Source organism: Candidatus Laterigemmans baculatus (genome assembly GCF_010367455.1).
Lineage (GTDB): Bacteria > Planctomycetota > Planctomycetia > Pirellulales > Pirellulaceae > Laterigemmans > Laterigemmans baculatus.
Genome location: NZ_WRPR01000064.1, coordinates 45,022 through 63,948, shown reverse-complemented (window position 1 = coordinate 63,948; position 18,927 = coordinate 45,022). Strand labels below are relative to the sequence as shown.

14 protein-coding genes are annotated in these 18,927 nt (G+C 65.3%); 8 read left to right on the top strand and 6 right to left on the bottom strand.

The genetic code is table 11. The features are described from left to right. The first annotated feature begins 645 nt into the window (after positions 1 to 645). The 7 genes from GNK13_RS13465 to GNK13_RS13435 all read left to right on the top strand — a co-directional run bounded on the left by GNK13_RS13465 (position 646) and on the right by GNK13_RS13435 (position 8,999). Positions 646 to 1,284, top strand: coding sequence for a hypothetical protein (locus tag GNK13_RS13465; RefSeq protein WP_164103065.1), 639 nt, complete (start codon positions 646 to 648; stop codon positions 1,282 to 1,284). A 126-nt stretch (positions 1,285 to 1,410) separates the two neighbouring features. Beyond that, a complete protein-coding gene (gene nusA, locus GNK13_RS13460; protein WP_164103063.1) occupies positions 1,411 to 2,919 on the top strand; it encodes a transcription termination factor NusA in 1,509 nt (502 codons plus the stop codon). A gap of 205 nt (positions 2,920 to 3,124) precedes the next feature. Further along, positions 3,125 to 6,181: a translation initiation factor IF-2 gene (infB, locus tag GNK13_RS13455; RefSeq protein ID WP_164103062.1), complete on the top strand. Its 3,057-nt coding sequence runs from the start codon at positions 3,125 to 3,127 to the stop codon at positions 6,179 to 6,181. A gap of 79 nt (positions 6,182 to 6,260) precedes the next feature. Next, positions 6,261 to 6,734 carry a 30S ribosome-binding factor RbfA gene (gene rbfA, locus GNK13_RS13450; protein WP_164103060.1) on the top strand — a complete coding sequence of 158 codons (474 nt, stop codon included), beginning with the start codon at positions 6,261 to 6,263 and terminating at the stop codon, positions 6,732 to 6,734. A gap of 39 nt (positions 6,735 to 6,773) precedes the next feature. Further along, positions 6,774 to 7,826 (top strand): hypothetical protein, encoded by a 1,053-nt coding sequence (locus GNK13_RS13445; RefSeq protein WP_164103059.1) that lies wholly within the window; start codon positions 6,774 to 6,776, stop codon positions 7,824 to 7,826. A 190-nt stretch (positions 7,827 to 8,016) separates the two neighbouring features. Then, a complete protein-coding gene (locus GNK13_RS13440) occupies positions 8,017 to 8,769 on the top strand; it encodes a YebC/PmpR family DNA-binding transcriptional regulator (protein ID WP_164103058.1) in 753 nt (250 codons plus the stop codon). A gap of 89 nt (positions 8,770 to 8,858) precedes the next feature. Further along, entirely contained in the window at positions 8,859 to 8,999 is a 141-nt protein-coding gene (locus tag GNK13_RS13435) for a hypothetical protein (protein WP_164103056.1), read from the top strand. On the opposite strand, the gene GNK13_RS13430 is transcribed toward GNK13_RS13435, so the two are convergent. The 5 genes from GNK13_RS13430 to GNK13_RS13410 all read right to left on the bottom strand — a co-directional run bounded on the left by GNK13_RS13430 (position 8,984) and on the right by GNK13_RS13410 (position 16,468). Continuing rightward, positions 8,984 to 10,729: a multiheme c-type cytochrome gene (locus GNK13_RS13430; protein WP_164103055.1), complete on the bottom strand. Its 1,746-nt coding sequence runs from the start codon at positions 10,727 to 10,729 to the stop codon at positions 8,984 to 8,986. The genes GNK13_RS13435 and GNK13_RS13430 overlap by 16 nt on opposite strands. Before the next feature lie 63 nt (positions 10,730 to 10,792). Beyond that, a complete protein-coding gene (locus tag GNK13_RS13425; protein ID WP_164103054.1) occupies positions 10,793 to 12,028 on the bottom strand; it encodes a DUF1573 domain-containing protein in 1,236 nt (411 codons plus the stop codon). Between the two features lie 189 nt (positions 12,029 to 12,217). Beyond that, positions 12,218 to 14,473, bottom strand: coding sequence for an O-antigen ligase family protein (locus tag GNK13_RS13420; RefSeq protein WP_164103052.1), 2,256 nt, complete (start codon positions 14,471 to 14,473; stop codon positions 12,218 to 12,220). A 91-nt stretch (positions 14,474 to 14,564) separates the two neighbouring features. Beyond that, entirely contained in the window at positions 14,565 to 15,698 is a 1,134-nt protein-coding gene (locus GNK13_RS13415) for a glycosyltransferase family 4 protein (RefSeq protein ID WP_315852988.1), read from the bottom strand. A 209-nt stretch (positions 15,699 to 15,907) separates the two neighbouring features. Continuing rightward, positions 15,908 to 16,468 carry a DUF4416 family protein gene (locus GNK13_RS13410; RefSeq protein WP_164103051.1) on the bottom strand — a complete coding sequence of 187 codons (561 nt, stop codon included), beginning with the start codon at positions 16,466 to 16,468 and terminating at the stop codon, positions 15,908 to 15,910. Positions 16,469 to 16,588: 120 nt separating this feature from the next. On the opposite strand from GNK13_RS13410, the gene GNK13_RS13405 reads away from it, so the two are divergent. Next, positions 16,589 to 17,695 carry a pyridoxal phosphate-dependent aminotransferase gene (locus GNK13_RS13405; RefSeq protein WP_164103049.1) on the top strand — a complete coding sequence of 369 codons (1,107 nt, stop codon included), beginning with the start codon at positions 16,589 to 16,591 and terminating at the stop codon, positions 17,693 to 17,695. A 175-nt stretch (positions 17,696 to 17,870) separates the two neighbouring features. Here the strand turns inward: GNK13_RS13405 and GNK13_RS13400 are convergent, their stop codons facing one another. Then, positions 17,871 to 18,911 carry an alpha/beta hydrolase family protein gene (locus GNK13_RS13400; protein ID WP_164103048.1) on the bottom strand — a complete coding sequence of 347 codons (1,041 nt, stop codon included), beginning with the start codon at positions 18,909 to 18,911 and terminating at the stop codon, positions 17,871 to 17,873. Positions 18,912 to 18,927 lie beyond the last annotated feature (16 nt).

The following is an 18,927-nucleotide window of genomic DNA, read 5'->3' as shown; positions in this document are numbered from 1 at the left end:
CCAAAGAGAATCGCGAAAATGTTCGGGGGTGAAGGTCGAGCGATTGCCGCGATTCCCTTCGGGGGAGAGGGGGCTAAAAACTGCACGACCTCCCGGGGGGAGGGTGATGGGGAAGAGCGGTTTTCTGACAGCGCCTAGCCGCGGGTACCGCAGCGCTGCCGAGCGGATCGCCCCTGCCGCGGACCGGCCCGAGGCTAGCGCCTACGGCTCAACGGAGATCCAACCGAAAGGAAGAGTCGGAAGCGATGCGTCTTGGCAACGGCTGGTGCGGAACGGCATCAGGCGAGGCGAAAGGGCAACGCCCCACCTTCGCACTTCCGAGTACCGCCGCGGGGAAAGTGGACGCTTTGCCTGAGAGCCGGCGGCGATCGATGGCAGCCGCAGCCGACCGATAGTCCCGCTCCCCGGCGTGCTCCGTTTCCTCTTGAAAAAGCGGCCTTTTGAGCACCGTATCGCCGCCCGAGGTGGTCAGTCGCCGCGGGTGCGACGCGCCGCCCGCGGGGCAGCCGGAGGAGTGCGGCCGTGCCGCGGCGGGTGCCGCAGAGGAACGGCTGCAGGGGGGCTGCGGGTGGTGGTCCGCAGCATGCGTGGAGGAAGAAGGGCCTCGTCGGCCGCCCTGATCCTCCCCTCGGAGTCCCCTGCCCCATGCCGCTGCCCACTTCGTTCTCGACCCCTCGCCAAGCGGCCGTGGTCGGCTGCGCCCGCTCGATGGGGCTGCTTTGCGTGGCTGGACTGCTCAGCCTCGGGTGGATCACGATCGTTGCCTCCGCGGCGGCGGCTGCCGAGCGCGTCTCCAATCCACCGGTTTTCGTCGAGGTGCAGCGATCCCGCGCGGCGCTCGCCGTGCTCGAAGCGGAGCCGGCCAATTGGGACGCGGACGCCGAGCCCGATGGCTGGTTGGCGACGGTCGCTCTGTTCGATGCGGCGGGGCAACCGGTGCGGATTCGAGGCACTGCCACATTTGAGCTGACGCCGCAGGTGCCGTCGGCCGATCTTACTTCTTTCGAGCTGCTGGCGGAGGAGCGTCTGCGGTGGAGCGGACGCGTGGCGACCGACGGCCAGGGCTGTGCAACGCTCCGGCTCCCGCTGCGGCGGAACGGGCCGGACGCGGCTTGGGGGAGGCGTTCGGCAGCAGGGCCGAATCATCCCCACTGGGGTCCGCCGCACTGGGGTCCGCTGTGGGGAGTCCTTCGCGTGCGGGTAGCTGTCCCGTCCGCAGGGGTTTTTGAGGCTGAAGCGGTTGTTCCGCTTCGTCCGCCGATGCCGCTCGAAACCGTCTGGTGAGGCGGCTTGGTTGACACCCTTCGGGATGGCCGATAGTTTTACTCGGACCCCCGACTGATCAAACGCCGGGCCCGGGTGTTTACATCCGGGCCCTGTTTTATACCCGTTCCGGCCCCACGTCCCGGCATGAATCCGCAAGATATTCTGCGCTACGTCGACTCGCTCCATCGCGAGAAGAACATCGATAAAGAGATCGTGTTCTCCGCGATCGAGGCGGCGCTGCAGACCGCCGCGAAGCGGCAATATGGTGAAGACGCCGACATTGTGGTCCAGCTCGACCGCTCGACCGGCCGTACTTTTGCGGTCCTCGACGGCCAGGAATTGGGCGAAGACCAGATTGGTCGCATCGGTGCTCAGACCGCCAAGCAGGTCATCATTCAGAAAGTCCGCGAAGCCGAACGCGACGCGTTGATGGTGGAGTACCGCGACCAGATCGGCCAGATGGTCAGCGGCCAGATCGGGCGGGCCGATGGCGGCGTGGCCACGGTCCAGCTCGGCAACGTCGAAGCGATCCTGCCCCGCAGCGAGCAGATCCCCGGCGAGTCGCTGCACGCCAACGAGCGGATCCGGGCGGTCGTGTATGAAGTCCGGGCGGCCGGGAACCGCGTGCGAGTGGTGCTCAGCCGCAATCGCCCGCAGCTCGTGCAGCGGTTGTTCGAGCAGGAAATTCCGGAGCTGGCCGACGGCGTCATCGAGATCAACTCGATCAGCCGCGAGCCGGGCTACCGCAGCAAAGTCGCCGTCAGCAGCATCGACGCTCAGGTCGACCCGATCGCCGTGTGCGTCGGTTTCCGCGGCAGCCGCATCAAAGCGGTCCGCGAGGAGTTGGCGGGCGAGCACATCGACGTCGTGCGGTTCAGCGATGATCCGCAAGTTCTGATCCCCAACGCCCTGCAGCCCGCCGCGGTCGAACAGGTCTTGCTGTGCGACTTGATCGGCCGGGCCATCGTGCTGGTGCAAGAGGATCAGCTCTCGCTTGCGATCGGTCGCCGCGGCCAAAACGTTCGCCTGGCCAGCAAGCTCTGCGGGTGGGACATCGAGATCATGACCGCCGACGAGCTCGAGGAGCAAATCGAGCGGGCCGTGGCTGCCTACAGCGAGATCGAAGGCGTCGATGAAGAGCTCGCGCAGCGATTGGTCGAGCAGGGTTATCTCTCCTACGACGACCTGTCGGTGATCGAGCCCGAAGCCCTGATGGAACTCGGTGGGCTCAGTGAAGAGCAAGTCAACCGGATCGTCGAAGAGGCGGAGCTGAAGGCGGAAGAGGCCGAAGTGGCTGCCGCCGAGGAACGCCGCGTCCGCCGCGACCGGGAACGGCAGGGTCGCGACGCCGAGGAAGAGTCGTCCCTCACCGATGCGGCTGCGGAAGAGGCAGCCAGCGAAGAGCCCGCAGCCAGCGAAGAGCCCGCTGCTGGCGAAGTTGCCAGCGAGGGCGAAGTTGCCAGCGAGGGTGAAGCGAGCGGCGAGGCGGCCGGAGACCCCGAGGCGGCCGGAGACCCCGAGGCGGCTGGCCGCGAAGGAGCGGAGGGTGAAGAGGAAACGGTGGGCCGAGAGGATGCGGTTGTCGATTCGGCAGAGTCTGCGGACAATGCTAAGACGGACGTTTCTGCCGACATTACACGTGATAGCGTGTGACGTTTTTCGCGACTGGCCCTGCTCTCCCGCGGAGGGGGAGGCGGACCCGTCGCTTGTGATGTCTTCCACTGGGTTGCCGCGGCGGCCAGTGGACGGAGGAATTGTCGCTTATGTGAACTAAATTGCCCGCGTGTCCGCCGGCCGTATTTCCGGCCGCGAAACATGGCACGCCACCCTTTTGATATATCCACAGGATTGCTGCCCCGTGCCCGTACGCATTTACGCGCTCGCTAAAGAACTGAAAGTCGACAGTAAGGATCTCGCGGAGATCTGCAAAAAGGTCGGATTGACCGGCAAGGGTTCCGCATTGGCCAGCTTGGACGACGACGAAGTCCAGCGGGTCAAGGATCATTTGGCCGCTGCTGCCCAGAAGAAGCAGGCATCTGCCGTCGCCGTTGCCGACACCAAGCCGGCTCCGGTTGCACCGATGGCCAAGAAACCCGCCAGCATTGTGCCGAGCCGCAGCGCTCGCCCTGGCGATGCGGTTCGCCGCGCGAACACGCCCATCAGCTTGCGTTCCGCAGCTCTCCGCGGCGGAGCCTCTCGCTCGGCCGAGTCGGAGGCCGAAGCAGCCGAAACGGCCGCGGCAGAAGAAAAGCCCAAGGCACCGGCCGCCGACACTGCAGCGGAAACCGTCAAAGCTGGCGAAGCGGCTCCCCCGAAGGCCGATGCAGGAACTTCGGCGGCCAGTGCGCCGGCTGCTGAGGCGGCTGAGCCGAAAGCCGCGGCCGCGGAGAAGCAAACCGAGAGTGCGAAGGCCGAGGCGGCACCGAGCGACGCGGCGAAAGACGCCGGTGGCAAGTCCGAAGGAGGGGAATCGGCCGCGGCTCCGGCTGCGAAGAAACCGAGCGACGCGCCGCAGAAGCCGTCGATGCCCGACACCAGCCCGGCTTCGATCACCCGCGGCCCCCTTCGCGGTGGTTCGTTCACCTCGGGTGGCAAGATGCGCGTCCTCGGCCGCAGCGGTGGCGGCGGCGGTGGAGGGTCGCGGGAAGGTGGCGGAAACAAACCGAAGAGCCGCACGCCGGTGATCAACCTCGCCGCACTGCCCGCGGCCAAGCAGCCGACGCCGTCGAAACCGGCCGCTGGCGAGCCGGCCGCTCAGAAGCCCGAGATCCGGCTCAGCAAAGACGTCATCGCGGGTCACAAGCAGGGCATGAAAGCTCCGCTCGAGGCGCTGCAGCAGCAAGAGAAGGAGAAGGCGGCCCCGTCCTCTGGCAAGGGAGGCTTGTCCTCGTTTACCGGGGGCGAGAAAGGTCGTGGCCGTGGAGCGGTGGTTGGCCGGGAAGGCCGCGACGAAGAAGAAAAGGGCAAGAAGGGCTTGGCCGGCATGGCCAGCGCCCGAGCGGTCCGCGGCAAGGGGCGGCGACGCGCCAATCAGCGGCAGGACATCGAACGTTCGCTGCACCAAGGCGATGGTCGCCGCCGGCGGACCCTGACCCGCAAGGGGACCAACACGGCCGCGCCCCGTAAGGAAAAGGTCCAGGTCGAACTCCCCTGCACGTTGCGGAGCTTCTGTGAAGCCGCCGGCGTGCCGGTCGCTCAGGTCCTGCGGGTTCTGATGGGGATGGGCGTGATGGTCAACATCAACGCCACGATTGATCAGGAAACGGCGGAACTGATCGCCGCGGAAATGGACCTCGACATCGAACTCAAGACCCCCGAGTCGCTCGAAGAAGAGCTGATTTCGGGAATCGAAGAGACCGAGGACAGCGAAGAGCAACTCCTCGCTCGGCCTCCGATCGTGACCTTCCTCGGTCACGTCGACCACGGCAAAACGAGCCTGCTCGACAAGCTCGTGGGAATCGACGTGGCCAAGGGCGAGGCGGGTGGCATCACCCAGCACATCCGGGCCTACCAGATCGACAAGGACGACCAGAAAGTCACCTTCGTCGACACCCCGGGTCACGAAGCGTTTACCGAGATGCGGGCCCGCGGTGCGAACGTCACCGACGTCGCCGTGCTGGTGATCGCCGCCGATGACGGGATCATGCCGCAGACCGAAGAGGCGATCAGCCACATCAAGGCGGCCGGCGTGCCGATCGTCGTCGCGATGAACAAGATCGACCTTGAAGGTGCCGACCCAACACGCGTGATGACGCAGATGACCGAGCACGGGCTGACGCCGAGCGAGTGGGGTGGCGATGTCGAAATCGTCCGCACCAGCGCGATCACCGGCGAAGGGCTCGATGAGCTGCTCGAGACGCTGCTGGCGATCGCCGAGCTCAACGAGTACCGGGCCAATCCCGACCGCACGGCCTACGGCGTGTGCATCGAATCGGAGCAGCAGGGTGACCGCGGCGTGATCGCCAAAGTGGTCGTCCAAAACGGAACGCTCCGAGTCGGCGACGTGGTCGTCTGCGGAGCGGCCCACGGACGCGTGCGTGCGATGCGCGATACGCTGAACAACCGGACGATCAAGGAAGCCGGTCCGAGCACGCCGGTGAACCTGTTCGGTCTGGACCAGCCGCCGGACGCGGGCGACCGCTTCCACGTGCTGTCGGATATCGGCCAGGCTCGCGAGATCGCCGCCAGCCGTGCCGACAGCAGTCGGGCCCAGAGTCTCTCGGGCTCGACCACCAAGGTCTCCTTCGAACGCTTCCAGTCGCTCGTCGAGGAAGGCCGCTTGGGTCAGCAAGAGGATGTCGTTCGCTTGAACTTGATCATCCGGGCCGACGTCCGCGGTTCGCTGCAGGCGATCGACAAGGAGCTGGAGAAGCTCGCGCACCCGGAGGTTTCGATCCGCGTCCTGCAACGGGCTGTCGGTGGAATCACCGTGGCCGACGTCACGCTCGCTTCGGCTTCCGATGCGGTGATCCTGGGCTTCAACGTCATTCCCGATGAAGCGGCTCGGTCGCTCGCCGACCAGCGGGGCGTCGAGATCCGTCGCTACAGCGTCATCTACCAGATGACCGACGATCTCAAGGCGATCCTCGAGGGACGGCTGCGGCCCGAAGAGCGGGTCGTCGAACTCGGACGGGCCCTGGTCAAACAGGTCTTCCAGGTCAGCCGCAGCGGCACGATCGCCGGTTGCTACGTTGCCCAAGGCGTGATCGAACGTGGCTGCCGGATCCGCGTCAACCGCGACGGCCGCACGATTGGCGATTACGCCATGGAATCGGTGCGGCGCGTCAAGGAAGACGTCAAAGAGGTTCCGCGGGGCCTCGAGTGCGGCATCAAGTTGGCCGGCTTCAACGACATCCGGCAGGACGACGTGTTGGAAGCTTACAAGATCCAGGAAGTCGCCCGCACGCTGGATTGATCGTTCTCGCTACTCCCACCCACCGCCGCGGTCTCCACTAGCGGAGCCGCGGCAGACCGCCTTTTGTTGACCGATTTCTGTGTCTAGCCGCCGCACTCTGAAAGCCGCCGAAGCCATCCGCGAAGTCGTGGCTTCGGCCATCCTGACCGAGATTCGCGATCCTCGTATCCGCGACGTCACCGTCGTCGGGGTTGAGGTCAGCCCCGACATGCGCGAGGCCAAGGTGATGGTCAGCGTGATGGGGGACGAGACGCAGCAGCAACTCTCGGTGCGGGGGCTGCAGAATTCGGCCGGCTTCCTGCAGTCGAAGATCGCCAACCGGATCGAGACCCGCTACACCCCGCGGCTGACGTTCGTGCTGGACAAGGGGCTCAAGAATGCTGCCGCCGTGGGAGAGATCCTGGCCCGGATCCGCCGCGAGAAAGAGGCCGAACGCTCTTCGGCGAGCGACGAAGAATCGAGTGACGAAGAGGCGAGCGACGCAAGCAACGCCGCACCGTTCGACGCTTCGGCGACGCCCGAAATGCCTGATGAAGATGATTTCCGCTCCTGATTGAGCCGCTCCAGCCATCCGCCGCTTAGCCCCTTTGCAATGACCGCATCCAACCGCGCAGCGCGCATCGCCAAACTCCACACGCTTCTCAAAAAAGCCTACAAGCCAACGATGACGACCGAGGAGCGGCCGTTGATCGAGCATCTGTTGTATGGCTGCCTGCTCGAGAACGCTCCCTATGAGCTGGCCGACGAGGCGCTGGCGAAGCTCGAGCAGGACTACTTCGATTGGAACGAGGTCCGCGTCACCACGATCACTGAATTGGCCGAAGTCCTCGGTCATTTGCCCGATCCGACCGCCGCTGCGATCCGCTTGAAGAAGAACCTGCACGGGCTCTTCGAGACGGTCTACACGTTCGACATCGACGAGCTCAAAAAGCAGAACCTCGGCAAGGCGCTGCAGAAATTTGAGCAGCTGCCGGCGATGACTCCCTTCGTGCTGGCCTACGTCACGCAGCATGGCCTCGGCGGGCACGCAATTCCGCTCGACTCGGCCGCCCTGCGGTTCTTCTGGCTCTCCGACATGATCAGCGAGAACGAGCTGAAGAGCGGCAAGGTGACGGGGCTCGAGCGGGCGATTCCCAAAAACAAAGGCCTCGAGTTTTCGTCGCTGCTGCACCAGGCGGCGGTGGCCCTGAACATGGACCAGAACGATGAGACCGCCCGCGGCATCGTGCTGGCTCTGAACCCCGACCTCGATCAGAAGGTGGCCGACCACGTCGCCGCGGTAAAGAAGCGCCGAGTGGCCAAGGCCAAAGCAAAGAAGGCCGACGAGGAAGCGGCCGAAGCCGAAGCGGCGCTCGAAGCGAAAAATTCAAGCGGCAAAGGGGGAGCCAAGGCGGCGAGCAAAACGTCCAAGGGCAAGGCGGACAAAAAGAAAGCGGCGGACAAGCAAGCCCCTGCCGAAGCGGCAAACGACGGTGCGGCCGAGAGTTCGGAGCCCTCCGGCGGGACCGAGCAGACGGCCGAGAAAGCGAAATCGGCCTCCGAGGCTCCCAAGAAGAAACGCAGCACTAAGTCGAGCCCGTCGAATGCCGGTCGGCCGGCCGGTAAAATCACCGGTAAGCCGCTCGCCCGACGCAAGCCCCGCTGAACCTTTCTTACCCTCCCCGGCCCTGAGAGACTGACCCCGGGGATGGTGAAAAGCCCGGAGGGAAAGGTCGCCAGAAGGAGAAACGGCGCGTCAAAATATTACCCTCCCGGGGGGAGGGTGACGCTTTGGAACCCTTATCGAAACACGCGCTTACCACTGATTTAGGTCTTTCGAGTTCGAGGCACCTCCGATGGCAGGCCATTCCCACTGGGCTGGGATCAAGCACAAGAAAGCGCTGATCGACAACAAGCGGGGCAAACTCTGGAGTAAGCTCAGCAAGGCGATCATCATCGCGGCCAAAATGGGCGGCGGCGATCCCGATGCCAATATTCGCCTTCGCAAGGCGATCGACGACGCCAAGTCGGTCAGCATGCCCAAAGACAACATCGAGCGGGCCATCAAACGCGGGACCGGCGAGCTCGAAGGAGGAAACCTCGAGGAAATCCTCTACGAAGGCTACGGCCCCGGCGGCGTCGCAGTGATGTGCGAGATCATGACCGATAACCGCAACCGCACCGCCCCCGAGATGCGGACCCTGTTCTCCAAGTTCGGAGGCAATCTCGGAGCTACCGGCTGCGTCGCGTACCTGTTCGACCGCAAGGGAATGTTCGTCTTCCCGCCGGAAGTCGACGAAGAGCAGCTGACGTTGATCGCCCTGGAAAACGGCGGCGAAGACGTGCAGAAAATCGACGGCGATAAGCTGCAGGTCACCTGCCCTCCCGACACCTACGCGGAATTGGCCGAGGCGTTCACCGCGGCGGGGCTCGAAGCCGAAGTCAGCGAAGTGACGCGAATCCCGCAAACGACGGTCGAAGTCGACGGCGGAACCGCCCGCTCGGTGCTGCGGCTACTCGAGGCGCTCGACGATCACGACGACGTCCAAAACGTCTTCACCAACCTCGATATCCCCGCCGACGTGATGGCCGAAATCAACGCGGGGTGAGACTCGCTTTCGTACTCGTACTCGTACTCGCTTTCGTACTCGTACTCGTACTCAGCGCAGCGGTACTCGTACTCGAATCGAACGCCGCGTTGGGCTCCAAGCCTGCCCCGTCTTTGGTCATCGAGTACGAGTACCGCTTCGCTGAGTACGAGTACCGCTTCGCTGAGTACGAGTACCGCTTCGCTGAGTACGAGAAAGTGGACGAGCCTGCGGCTCAGTCCAGCCCGTAGTGTTCGATCTGGGACCAGTACTCGTCGAACGCCCCGGGTTGGTGGAAGTCGGGGCTGTTGTCCAGATCGTGGCACTCCATGCACTTCTCGCGGGCGTCTTCGAGCGGCAGCCGCATCGACTCCCGCAGCTCGGCGATCATTTCGCTAGTCGCATCCGTCTCGCCCCGTTCGGCGGCGACGTGGGCGGAGCCTGGACCATGGCAGTTCTCACAGCCGCTGCCGGTCATCAGGGGCGTCTCTTCAAGCGACAGATAGCCGCTCTCGTACGGGTAGTAGCTCTGCGGGTTCCAGCCGGTCACGTGGCAGCTGAGGCACTCGGGATCGAAGTGCCGCGGAATCTCGCTCCGTTCTCCTGGATGGACGATATCCTCGGTCGCTTCGGCGTGCGGCGTCCCCTGCCAGATTTCATAGGCCGTCGTATGGCACTCGCCACAAGTCTCGGTCCCGACGTATTTCCTTCCCGAGGGATGAGCGATCGGCCGCACCTGCAGCCCCTCGAGGCCGAGTGCCTTGAGTTGCTCCTGGTACTCCGCCATCAGCTGGAGCATTTCCGGAGCGTCCTCGAACTGGCTGTCCAGGGCCACTCGGGCGTAGCGGAGCTGGCCGTCGTAGAGCCCCACCAAGCCGACGTACATACCCTTGTCGCCGGTCAGCACCAAGCGGCTGTCGGTCCCTTCGATCCGTTCGGCCTGATAGGTCGGTTCGCCGTAGGTGGCCGCCGCCACGATCAAGTCGTAGCCAGGGACCTCGCGAGCAACTTGCTGGGCGGCCTTGGCGTCGCCGAACAGCAGCAGCACATTGAATTCGCTCCCTTCCTCGCGAAGCTGCGTGAGCGTCTCGCTCAGCCGCGCGTGGAGCTCGCCGATCAGGATTGCATCGTCGACCGGGGAGTCGAGGGTTTCAGGATGCAGCGCCGTCGTGACGCCGATCTGCCGGCCGCCCGCCTCGGTCTGCTGCACCAGCGGTACCAGTTCGGGGGCCAGCAACTCGACGTTTGCCGAAGCGAACCGGCTGGGGTTGTCCTCATCCGCGGCTGCGACGCTCAGCAGTTCACTGGCTCCGAGCCGCAGGTCGTCCGGTCCAAAGCCGATCGCCTTGTAATCGAGTTCCGCCAGCCCTTTGACGGTGGTTTGAAACTTGATCGCCGCTTGACGACCCGAGCGGCGGACTTGGTTGCCGGCGTCGACCGGGATGGTTTCCCAGCCGAGCTCGCGAATCTGCTTGAGCAGCGTCGCCCGCCGCGCCAGCCCGCCCTTCTGGTTCTTCAGCCCCGTGCAGCCGCACGGTTCGATATAGCCGTGTTGCTGGCCGCTGATCACCAGCACGCCTTCGGGCTTGGGCCACTTCCGCCAATCCTCCGGAGCGCTGCCGCCGCCGACAATTTCGTCCCCCGTGGCACGGTCCCCAGCCGGAGCCGCGGGAGTCGAGCTGGCGGGAGTCGAGCTGGCGGGAGCCGAGCTGGCGGGAGGATTGTTCGCAACGGCTTCGGCGGTCGGCTGGGCCGCGTCGGCCTCGAGGCGGATCGGCGTTGGCTCGGAATCGTCGACGTCGACTTCCGGGGGAGCGACGGCCAGCTCGCTTTCGTTCGGTTCGGGCTCCGCCGCCGGGCGGCAGCCGAGCGTTCCGAGCGAGACCGTTCCGAGCGCCACGGCTCCGAGCAGAAAGCCCGCGGCGAGCCGGCGCGTGTTTCGGGACGGGGTCGACGATCGACGGCTCACACGAATACGCATCTTTCCACTCGCGCTCTGCGGGAATCCGCGGTAACGGCTGCTCTCAGGACTCAGACTCGCGACTCAGTCCCGCAGCGGCATCCCCACGCGGAATGTCACTGCCATGCGGACTGGAGCGATTTTAGGATTATCGGACTCGATGACTATCAATCCGTAGTCGTCTTTGGTTTTCCCGGTCCGCTCCATCTCGGGGGCCTCTTCGCGGACGCGGACCTCCAGCGGAATCAGCGTCATCGAGCCACGCTTGAGCGGTTCACCGAGCTCGGCCTCGAGCGCGTCGCTTGGCTCTACCTGCCCGATTTGGAGCTTTGCCGAATCCTGATGGGGGCCTCGCAGCACGACGTGAATCTTCTCGCGGCTTCCTTTGCCGAGTGCACTCTGCCCCATCCGCAAGAGGTATTTGCCGGTCTCGTGTCCGTCCAACTGCGAGCCGCCGAGCAAGCTGATCGCACCGACGATGCGAGCATTGAGAACGAGCTCCAGCGGCGGGTGATTCTCCTCCGAACCGACGTTCCGATAGTTGATCCGCAGCGTCCGGTTGAGCGTCCCCTGAGTGGTTCCGGGAGCGATCTGGATTGCCACGTCAAATGCTTCGAGAGCCTCGCTGTGGGCTCCGTCGGTCGCCGCGTCGACCGGCCGCTGAGTGACTTCGATTTCGCTGCGCTGGTTGAAAGCCTCCTCGACCCAGTGCACGTCGACGACCTCCATCGGCTCCTCAGCATGGTTGAAGAGGGTGGTCCGCAGCTGGAGCGGTTCGCTCGCCTCCACATCCCCCAAGTCCCACATCCGCGGTTCGGCGTCGACGAGGTCCACCACCGTTCCTTCGACGAGCAGTTTCAGTTCGCCCGCCTCGGGATCGTTCGTCTGCAGCGTCGCCGATTGGCTGAAGGTCCGAGCGTCGGTCTTGGCGGTCCATTCGAGTTTGACCTGCGTCGACTCGCCCGGCTCGAGCGACCGCTGCTCGAGTTTGCCGACGGTGCATTTGCAAGTCGACCCGGTCACCGCCATTTCCAGCGGAGCGGTCCCCACGTTCCGGATTTCGAACGCGTGGGTCGACTGGGCGTGCCGCCGCATGATCCCAAAGTTGTACTCGGGTCCCCCCACGATCTCGAGCTTCGGCACCCCATCCACCCGGAGCGAAGCCAGGTAAGCATCCACTTCCGCGGCCGACATCGGCTCGGCGGACGAGAATGGACCCAGCACACCCGTCGGCCGAGCGTACTGCTGATAGGCCAGCGTGGCACCGATGGCGGAACCAGCGACCAGAGCGAGCAGAGGAAAGAGGATTGCGGCTTTCAACGGATGAAACCTCCCGGGGGAAATCGAAGACTCGCTCTGTGTTGTTCACTCGATTATGGCTGCCGGCCGCCGCAAAGGGCTACCGCAGCGAGCCATTTTCGCTTCCCGCCCCGCCCCGCGAGGATCATACGCCGAGCCATCGCCCCCGGTTCGCACGCGGCGTGCCTCGGCTAACCACGGCCATCGACCTCACCCTCCCCCGTCTCCGTGCCCTCGGTGCTCTCTGTGGCTACCCCCCAGACGCTCGGCGGCGGCGACGCGCCAGGCTCCCGGTTCGGCTCGCTCGCCGATCGATTCGGCTGGCAGCACCTGGACGACCGAGAGTTGCCGATCGGCGTGGTCTCCGGCCGCGGCCAGTGTCTCGGCTCGCGCTTGCCACGTTTCAGCCGCCTCGCGATTCTCCAGAGCGGCTTCGACGACGGCCAATTGGGCGGCGATCGTGACGTTGCTCCGGTCGCGGGCGACTGCCGCTAGCAGATCCTGCCGAGCCTCTTCCAGATCGTCGCGGTCCCCCCATCGCTGGAAGAAGTGGAGTCGATGCACGGCGCGATTCAGCCACAGTCCGGCCGCCGCCGGATTGCGGGCGATCGCTCCCTCCCAAGCCTTGCTCCACTGGTCGCGGGTGGCGGGCGAGTCGGCTTGGCGGACGATCGCCCAGCGAAACACATCGGCTCGGCGGATCAGCGGCAGGGGATTCCATGGGTCGGCCTCCGCGGCGTCCTGGTAGGCTGCGGCGGCGATTTGCGAGCGACCCGTTGCGATCGCGAAGTCGCCCTGCTCGAGATGCTCCGCGGCTCGCTGCACCGGCAGCCACGCTGTCCCCCACCACGCGCCGAGCAGCACCACCGCCACGCCGCCGACCCAAGCCCCTCTCCACCGCGGCTGGCCGAACCTCGCTGCACCGGCAGGCGGCAATTCGGCACTCCCAGCCGCTGGCGGGCCGAGGGCGATCGCCAGGAGGACCAACCATGGAGCTGCGACTCCAGGAACGGTCCACCCACCGGCAGCGAGCAAGTGCACGGCGACCGCCACCGCCGCTGCTGCCGCGATCCGGCCGCCGTTGGGCTCGCTCAGCGATGAGCCCCACGCCACCAGTGGATAGAGGGTCAACGACACCGCCACCACCACGATCAGCGACAGCAGGAGCGCGTCGAAGTTCGGTAGATAGGCCTGCGAGATCCACGCCAGCAGCACTCCCATAAAACCGAGCACCGCTCCGGCGGACATCGCCCACCGCGGCGCGGGAGCGGCGTCGTGCAACACGGGCCGGCGTCGCCCAGCGGCGATCTTCAATCCTACGCCGATCGTCGCGAGCAACAGAACCAGCGCCGGAACGCCACCGGTGGCGAGCGTCTCGACCAGCCAGTTATGCGGGTCCGCGACCGCCTCGCTCGCCTGATCCAGCCGATACGTGACGTACCGCTCCTGGAAATTGCCGGGTCCTGCGCCAAACCAGGGATGATCGGCGACCAAGTCGAGCGTCGCTTGCCAGTACTCGAAGCGATACCGCAGCGACCGAGGTGCACCGGCGAGCAGCCCCGGCCGGAGCAGGAGTGACAGGATCCCGAGTCCCACCACAACCGCCGCGGCCGCAACGCCAACGAGCATTGGTTTCGAGAGCGAACGCCAGCGGCAGCACCAAACCACCGCGGCGAATCCCCCCGCGACCGCCAAGCCAACGAATGCCGAGCGGCTTTCAGTCCACAGCAGGGCGATTCCGCACAGCAGGGCAGCGACGGCCGCGGCTCCTCCGACCCGCCACCGCTGGGCTCCCTCTGACTCGCCGCGCCGCGACCGCACAGCCTCGCTCAAAATCCCGCCGGCTAACACGATTCCGATCAGCAGCACGGCGGCGAGCGAGTTGGTCAACGCAAACGTGGCTGTCGGTCCGCCTCCATACAACCGGCTCTCAAACAGCGCTCGCTCGGGGGAACCGGGTGGAGCGAACAGCCCGATCTCCTGCAACGCTCCCTCCGGATCCGCTTCGTACGCCGCGCGGTCGGCGGGCAGCGTGACCCACTGCTGATGGGCCGCCTGGACTGCCAAGCCGCTCGCCAAGGAGACTAGAAGCACGATCGATGCGAGCGATCCATGGCGGCTGGTCAAGCTCCAGCGGGCCGCAGTGAACGTGGCCGCGGCGACGATCCACCACCATGCTTCATTCACCGCCTGACGGAGATTGCCAACGTCCGCGACCGCGACGGCTGCAATCGCGATCCAACCGGCCAAGACCCAAACCAAGCCGTGGAGGATCCGCTCGCTGCGAAAGGTGCGAGCCGATGCGGAGTGATCCGAAACGCTCAGCGCGGCGGCGGCCCAGGCGAGCACCGCCAGCGGCACGAGCGGCAGCGCCCCCCCCTGCTCTACCTCGATGCTGTCCGACGGTACGAGCAGCACGACGACCAGCAGCCCGGCCAGTCCTGCTGCGGCAATCCAGCTGGCCACCGCAGTTCGGCCGGACGCAGAGCTCCAGCTGGCCGTCGACCGAGCGGCCGCTGGGCTGCTGGGCAGCGCGGGGGAACCGGTTCGTCGAGGTTTAGGAGGCATCGCGCCGCCATCCGGTGGATTCCAGGATAACCGTCAGGGCGAGCATGCAGCCGACGATCCCCAGCACGAGCAGCGCGGCCCACGAGTCGACGCGGCCGAGCAGCAAGGCGGCCAGCGCACAGGTGCCCGTCAGCAAGTAGATCGTCAGGACCGCTTGCGGTTTGCTCAAGCCCAGAGCGACCAGGCGATGCGAAAAGTGGCTCTTGTCCGCCTCAAACGGACTCCGCCCCTCACGGATCCGAATCCACAGCACCGTCGTCATGTCGTACAGCGGCACGGCCATCGCGCACAGCGGCGCCAGCACCGCGTGGGGACGGTTCTGCTGGTAGCCTGCGTAAGTGGCCAGTAGCGTCGCGACGGCGATCAGGAAGCCGACAAAGTAACTTCCCGCGTCTCCCATGAAGATTCGCGCCGGCGGGCGATTGTGCCACAGAAACCCGAGCAGCGCCCCGCAGACGATCATCAAAAACGCTGCGATGAACAGCTGCGGGCGACCACTCCCCGGGTCGGGAGTCAGGAACATCACCGCTGCGAGGGTCGCCGCGATGATCGCCGCCACGCCGCCGCTCAGCCCGTCCATGTTGTCGAGCATGTTGAACGAGTTGATCATCGCCACGATCCACACGATCGAGAGCCCGCTGGTGACAATCGCGACGGGAATGAAGGCTGTCAGCCCATAGCCGAAGGCCAGCACCGTGACGGCGGCCACCGCGAACTGGCAGCCGAGCCGCAATTGCCAAGGCAGGCCGCGGATGTCGTCGGCCAGCCCCAGCACCGCCAGCACGCTCGCGGCTCCGAGCAGAATCCACAGCTCTTCGACTCGCGACCACAGCCCCGGAATGTGAATCCGCAGCGACTCGGGAAGCCAGGCCAACAGCTCCGGCTGCAGCCGCGCGACCGCGACCGCCGCCGTTCCCAAAGCGAACACGCCAATCACGCCCAGCCAGATGCCGATCCCACCGCCGAGCGGCGTCGGGACCGTGTGGACTTTGCGAGCCCCCGGGCGGTCGAGCAACCCCCAAGCATCCGCTCGACGGCGGATCGCATACAACGATCCCCAAGCGATCAGCGCAGCGGGGACCGCCGTGACCAGCACCATCCACACCGCCGTCTGAACGTCCAAGCGAAGTTCCCTTTACTGTCTGTCTATCTGTCTCGTACTCGTACTCGTACTCAGCGAAGCGGTACTCGTACTCGTACTCGACAACGCACGCGTGATTTCACCCAGGCGACCCCACCCGTCCTCGATTCGCTCCTGCCCCTGCCCCTTCCCCTGCCCCGCCCTCACCCGGTTTCGAGTACGAGTACCGCTTCGCTGAGTAGGAAGTGGTTCTATCCTCGCCGCCGCCAGCCGTCCTCGGCCTTTAAAAATTCTCGCAGCCGCAGGCGATTTTGGTTGGCGAAGGTTTTTACCGGATCGGTCCGATAGTCAGGGTAGGTCCACGGATTTTCCGTCCAGCCGCTCCGCAGGTACCGCAGCGTCACCTCGGCAAAGATCCCCTCCCGCAAATACAACCGATGATCGCGATCCTTGACCGTGGCCAAGACCAGCTTCGATTGGCTGATGTAGCCCGGGTCGAGGTTCAGCGGTCGTGGTTCGGCCGCGGGGCTCAAAGCGGCATAGTCGGCTTCCAGCGCGTTGGTGGCGACTTTCCAGTCGGCCAACTCGGACGGATCCCGCGGCCGCTCCGCAGCGACCATGATTTTCCGCAGCCCCGATCCCATCTCGTTTGCATAATACTCGGAAGCCTCGAACGGCATCGGCGGGCTGACCACCGGGAGCGGTCCCCACAGCAGGGCCAGCCGCTCGCACGCCCACTGTATCGCCTCCTCGTGCCGCGAGATGATGGCCGAAAACGCAATCACCGCTTCGACACGACAGATCCGAGCCACAATTCAAGCCTCCCCGGGCCCGAGAGCCCGACCCTCCCGGGGGGAGGGTGTCGTTCAAGTTTTCTGACAGAGCCAGGCCCGAATTGCCTGATGTCCTTTTTCAAACCCACCTGAGCCGTCATGCCCCGACCCTGGATCGCCGAGCGTACCAAAGCCTTCACCAGCAGCGGCATCCGCCGCGTGTTCGATTTGGCCGCCAAGCTGAAGGACCCGATCAACCTCTCGATCGGGCAGCCTGATTTTGCTGTTCCCGAGCGGGTTCGCCAGGCCTGCATCGAGGCGATCAACGAAGGCCGCAACGGTTACTCGCAGACGCAGGGCATCGCGCCGCTCCGCGAACGGCTGCAGGCGGAGATCGAGGCTCGCTACGGGCACGAGGACCGCCAGGTGTTCGTCTCGAGCGGGACCAGCGGCGGATTGGTGCTGGCGATGATGGCGTTGGTCAATCCCGGCGATGAGGTGATCTACTTCGATCCCTACTTCGTGATGTACCCGAGCCTGATCGCGTTGGCCGGAGGCGTTCCGGTACCGATCTCGACCTATCCCGATTTTCGCATCGACCTGGAACGTGTCGAAGCGGCGATCACGCCCCGCACGAAGATGATCGTCGTCAACAGCCCGGCCAACCCGACGGGGATCGTGGCCAGCGACGACGAGCTCCGAGGGCTGGCCGAGTTGGCTGAGCGGCACGAGATCGCCCTGGTCTCGGACGAAATCTACAGCTCCTTCCAGTACGACCAACCGTTCGTCTCCCCAGCGAAATTCAACCCCCGCACGATTGTGATCGATGGCTTCTCCAAAAGTCACGCGATGACCGGCTGGCGGGTGGGCTACGTGCACGGCCCGGCCGAAGTGATCGAGACGATGATCAAACTCCAGCAGTACACGTTCGTCTGCGCTCCGCAGCCGGCACAGTGGGCAGGCCTGGAAGCGATGGATGTCGATCTGTCTTCCTACCGCGACGCCTACCGCGATAAACGCGATCGGATCGTCGAAGGGCTCCGCGGCTACTACGAACTGGTCCATCCGGGAGGCGCATTCTATGCCTTTCCCAAAGCCCCCGAAGGGACGACCGGAACCGAGCTCGTCGAGCGAGCCATCGCGCGCGGGCTGCTGGTCATCCCCGGAGGCATCTTCAGCAGCCAAGACACGCACTTCCGCATTAGCTACGCCGCCTCCGACGAAACCCTCCGCCGCGGCATCGAGATCTTGCGAGAGTTGGTGTGACGCCCTGACGTCGGGCAAAGTCCCTGAGCCGTAGGCGCTAGCCTCGGGCCCGATCCGGTTCGCGCCGTGGGAACATGTTGCGCTGTAGCGACGTTGAATTACGAGTTCGGTCCGTTCGGCAGCGCTCCGGAACCCGCGGCTAGCGCCTTGCGGCTCAAACGTCGACGACATTGGCCTAACGCGCGGCGGCGGAGGGGACCTCTTCGCTTGTCGCCGGCACCGGTACCTCTCGCCTCTGCCGTTCAAGCCAGTCGCAGGCGGGGATGGGTAAGCCTTCGTGCCCTCCTTCAAAAATCGTCACCCGGGCCGGCCCGGCGTGCCGCCGCAGATGGATTGCCCGGCCGAAGCTCGCATCTTCAGCGGTGTCTTGCGGCTGGGGTTTCTCGAGCCGGCCGTGTTGCCACAGTTGGTCCATCTCGGCTTTGGAGACGGTTGCATAGCCACCCGCAGCGGCCACTTCGTTGAACGCCCGCAAGGTGTGGGTGAACGGGACCGAGCCGGTTTTGCCGTCGGTCACTCCGGCATTCAGGTCGAGTGGCAGGTCGCCGGCATCCTGCAGCCAGTAAATCGACGAGCGGTCACGATACTGCTGGTCGATCGCCGCCGACTCGCCCGGCGCGCCACCGCAGCAAGCCGCAACCATCTTGGCGTAATTTCCCGGCTCGGCATTCCCCAGCTTGTTCGGGCGGCTGTGGAACCGATACCACTGAGCCAGATCGCTGATCCCGACCCACGCCGAGACGGCCGAAAACCGCTCGCCGTGCCGAGCCGCCATCAGCATCGCCATGTGACCGCCACCCGAAGTTCCCGCCAGATAGACGCGTGCGGGATCGACTTGGTAATGCTCAAACGCCCAATCGAGCGCGTCGAGGACGTCTTGGCGGGCCAGCGGCGATCCGCAAGCTTGCGGGTCGTCGTTGCGGCCGCGGAAGTTGGGATGCAAGTAAATCCAGTCGCGATCGACCGCCTGCTCCAACCACTTGCGATTGTCCTGCCGGTAATCGCCGCTCCAGGAATGCAGGAAGATCAGCAGCGGTGTTTTCGTGGTTGCCGCGCCCTCCGGCGCCCACACCCGGCAAGGTTGAGGCTGGCCGTCGAGCGAGCTCTGCACCTCGACGTCCCGCAGCGGCGGCAGTTCCTCCGCGTTCGCCGTCGCCGGTCCGAGGCAAGTCGCGAAGAGGGTGCATACACAGGCTGTGAAAAGTCGGGAAGTCATCGGTTGCTGCACTGCC

Bases quoted from the DNA above. Each gene is read 5' to 3' on its own strand.
- GNK13_RS13465 (WP_164103065.1), top strand. From the start codon at position 646: ATGCCGCTGCCCACTTCGTTCTCGACCCCTCGCCAAGCGGCCGTGGTC.
- nusA (WP_164103063.1), top strand. From the start codon at position 1,411: ATGAATCCGCAAGATATTCTGCGCTACGTCGACTCGCTCCATCGCGAG.
- GNK13_RS13445 (WP_164103059.1), top strand. From the start codon at position 6,774: ATGACCGCATCCAACCGCGCAGCGCGCATCGCCAAACTCCACACGCTT.
- GNK13_RS13440 (WP_164103058.1), top strand. From the start codon at position 8,017: ATGGCAGGCCATTCCCACTGGGCTGGGATCAAGCACAAGAAAGCGCTG.
- GNK13_RS13430 (WP_164103055.1), bottom strand. From the start codon at position 10,729: ATGCGTATTCGTGTGAGCCGTCGATCGTCGACCCCGTCCCGAAACACG.
- GNK13_RS13405 (WP_164103049.1), top strand. From the start codon at position 16,589: ATGCCCCGACCCTGGATCGCCGAGCGTACCAAAGCCTTCACCAGCAGC.
- GNK13_RS13400 (WP_164103048.1), bottom strand. From the start codon at position 18,911: ATGACTTCCCGACTTTTCACAGCCTGTGTATGCACCCTCTTCGCGACT.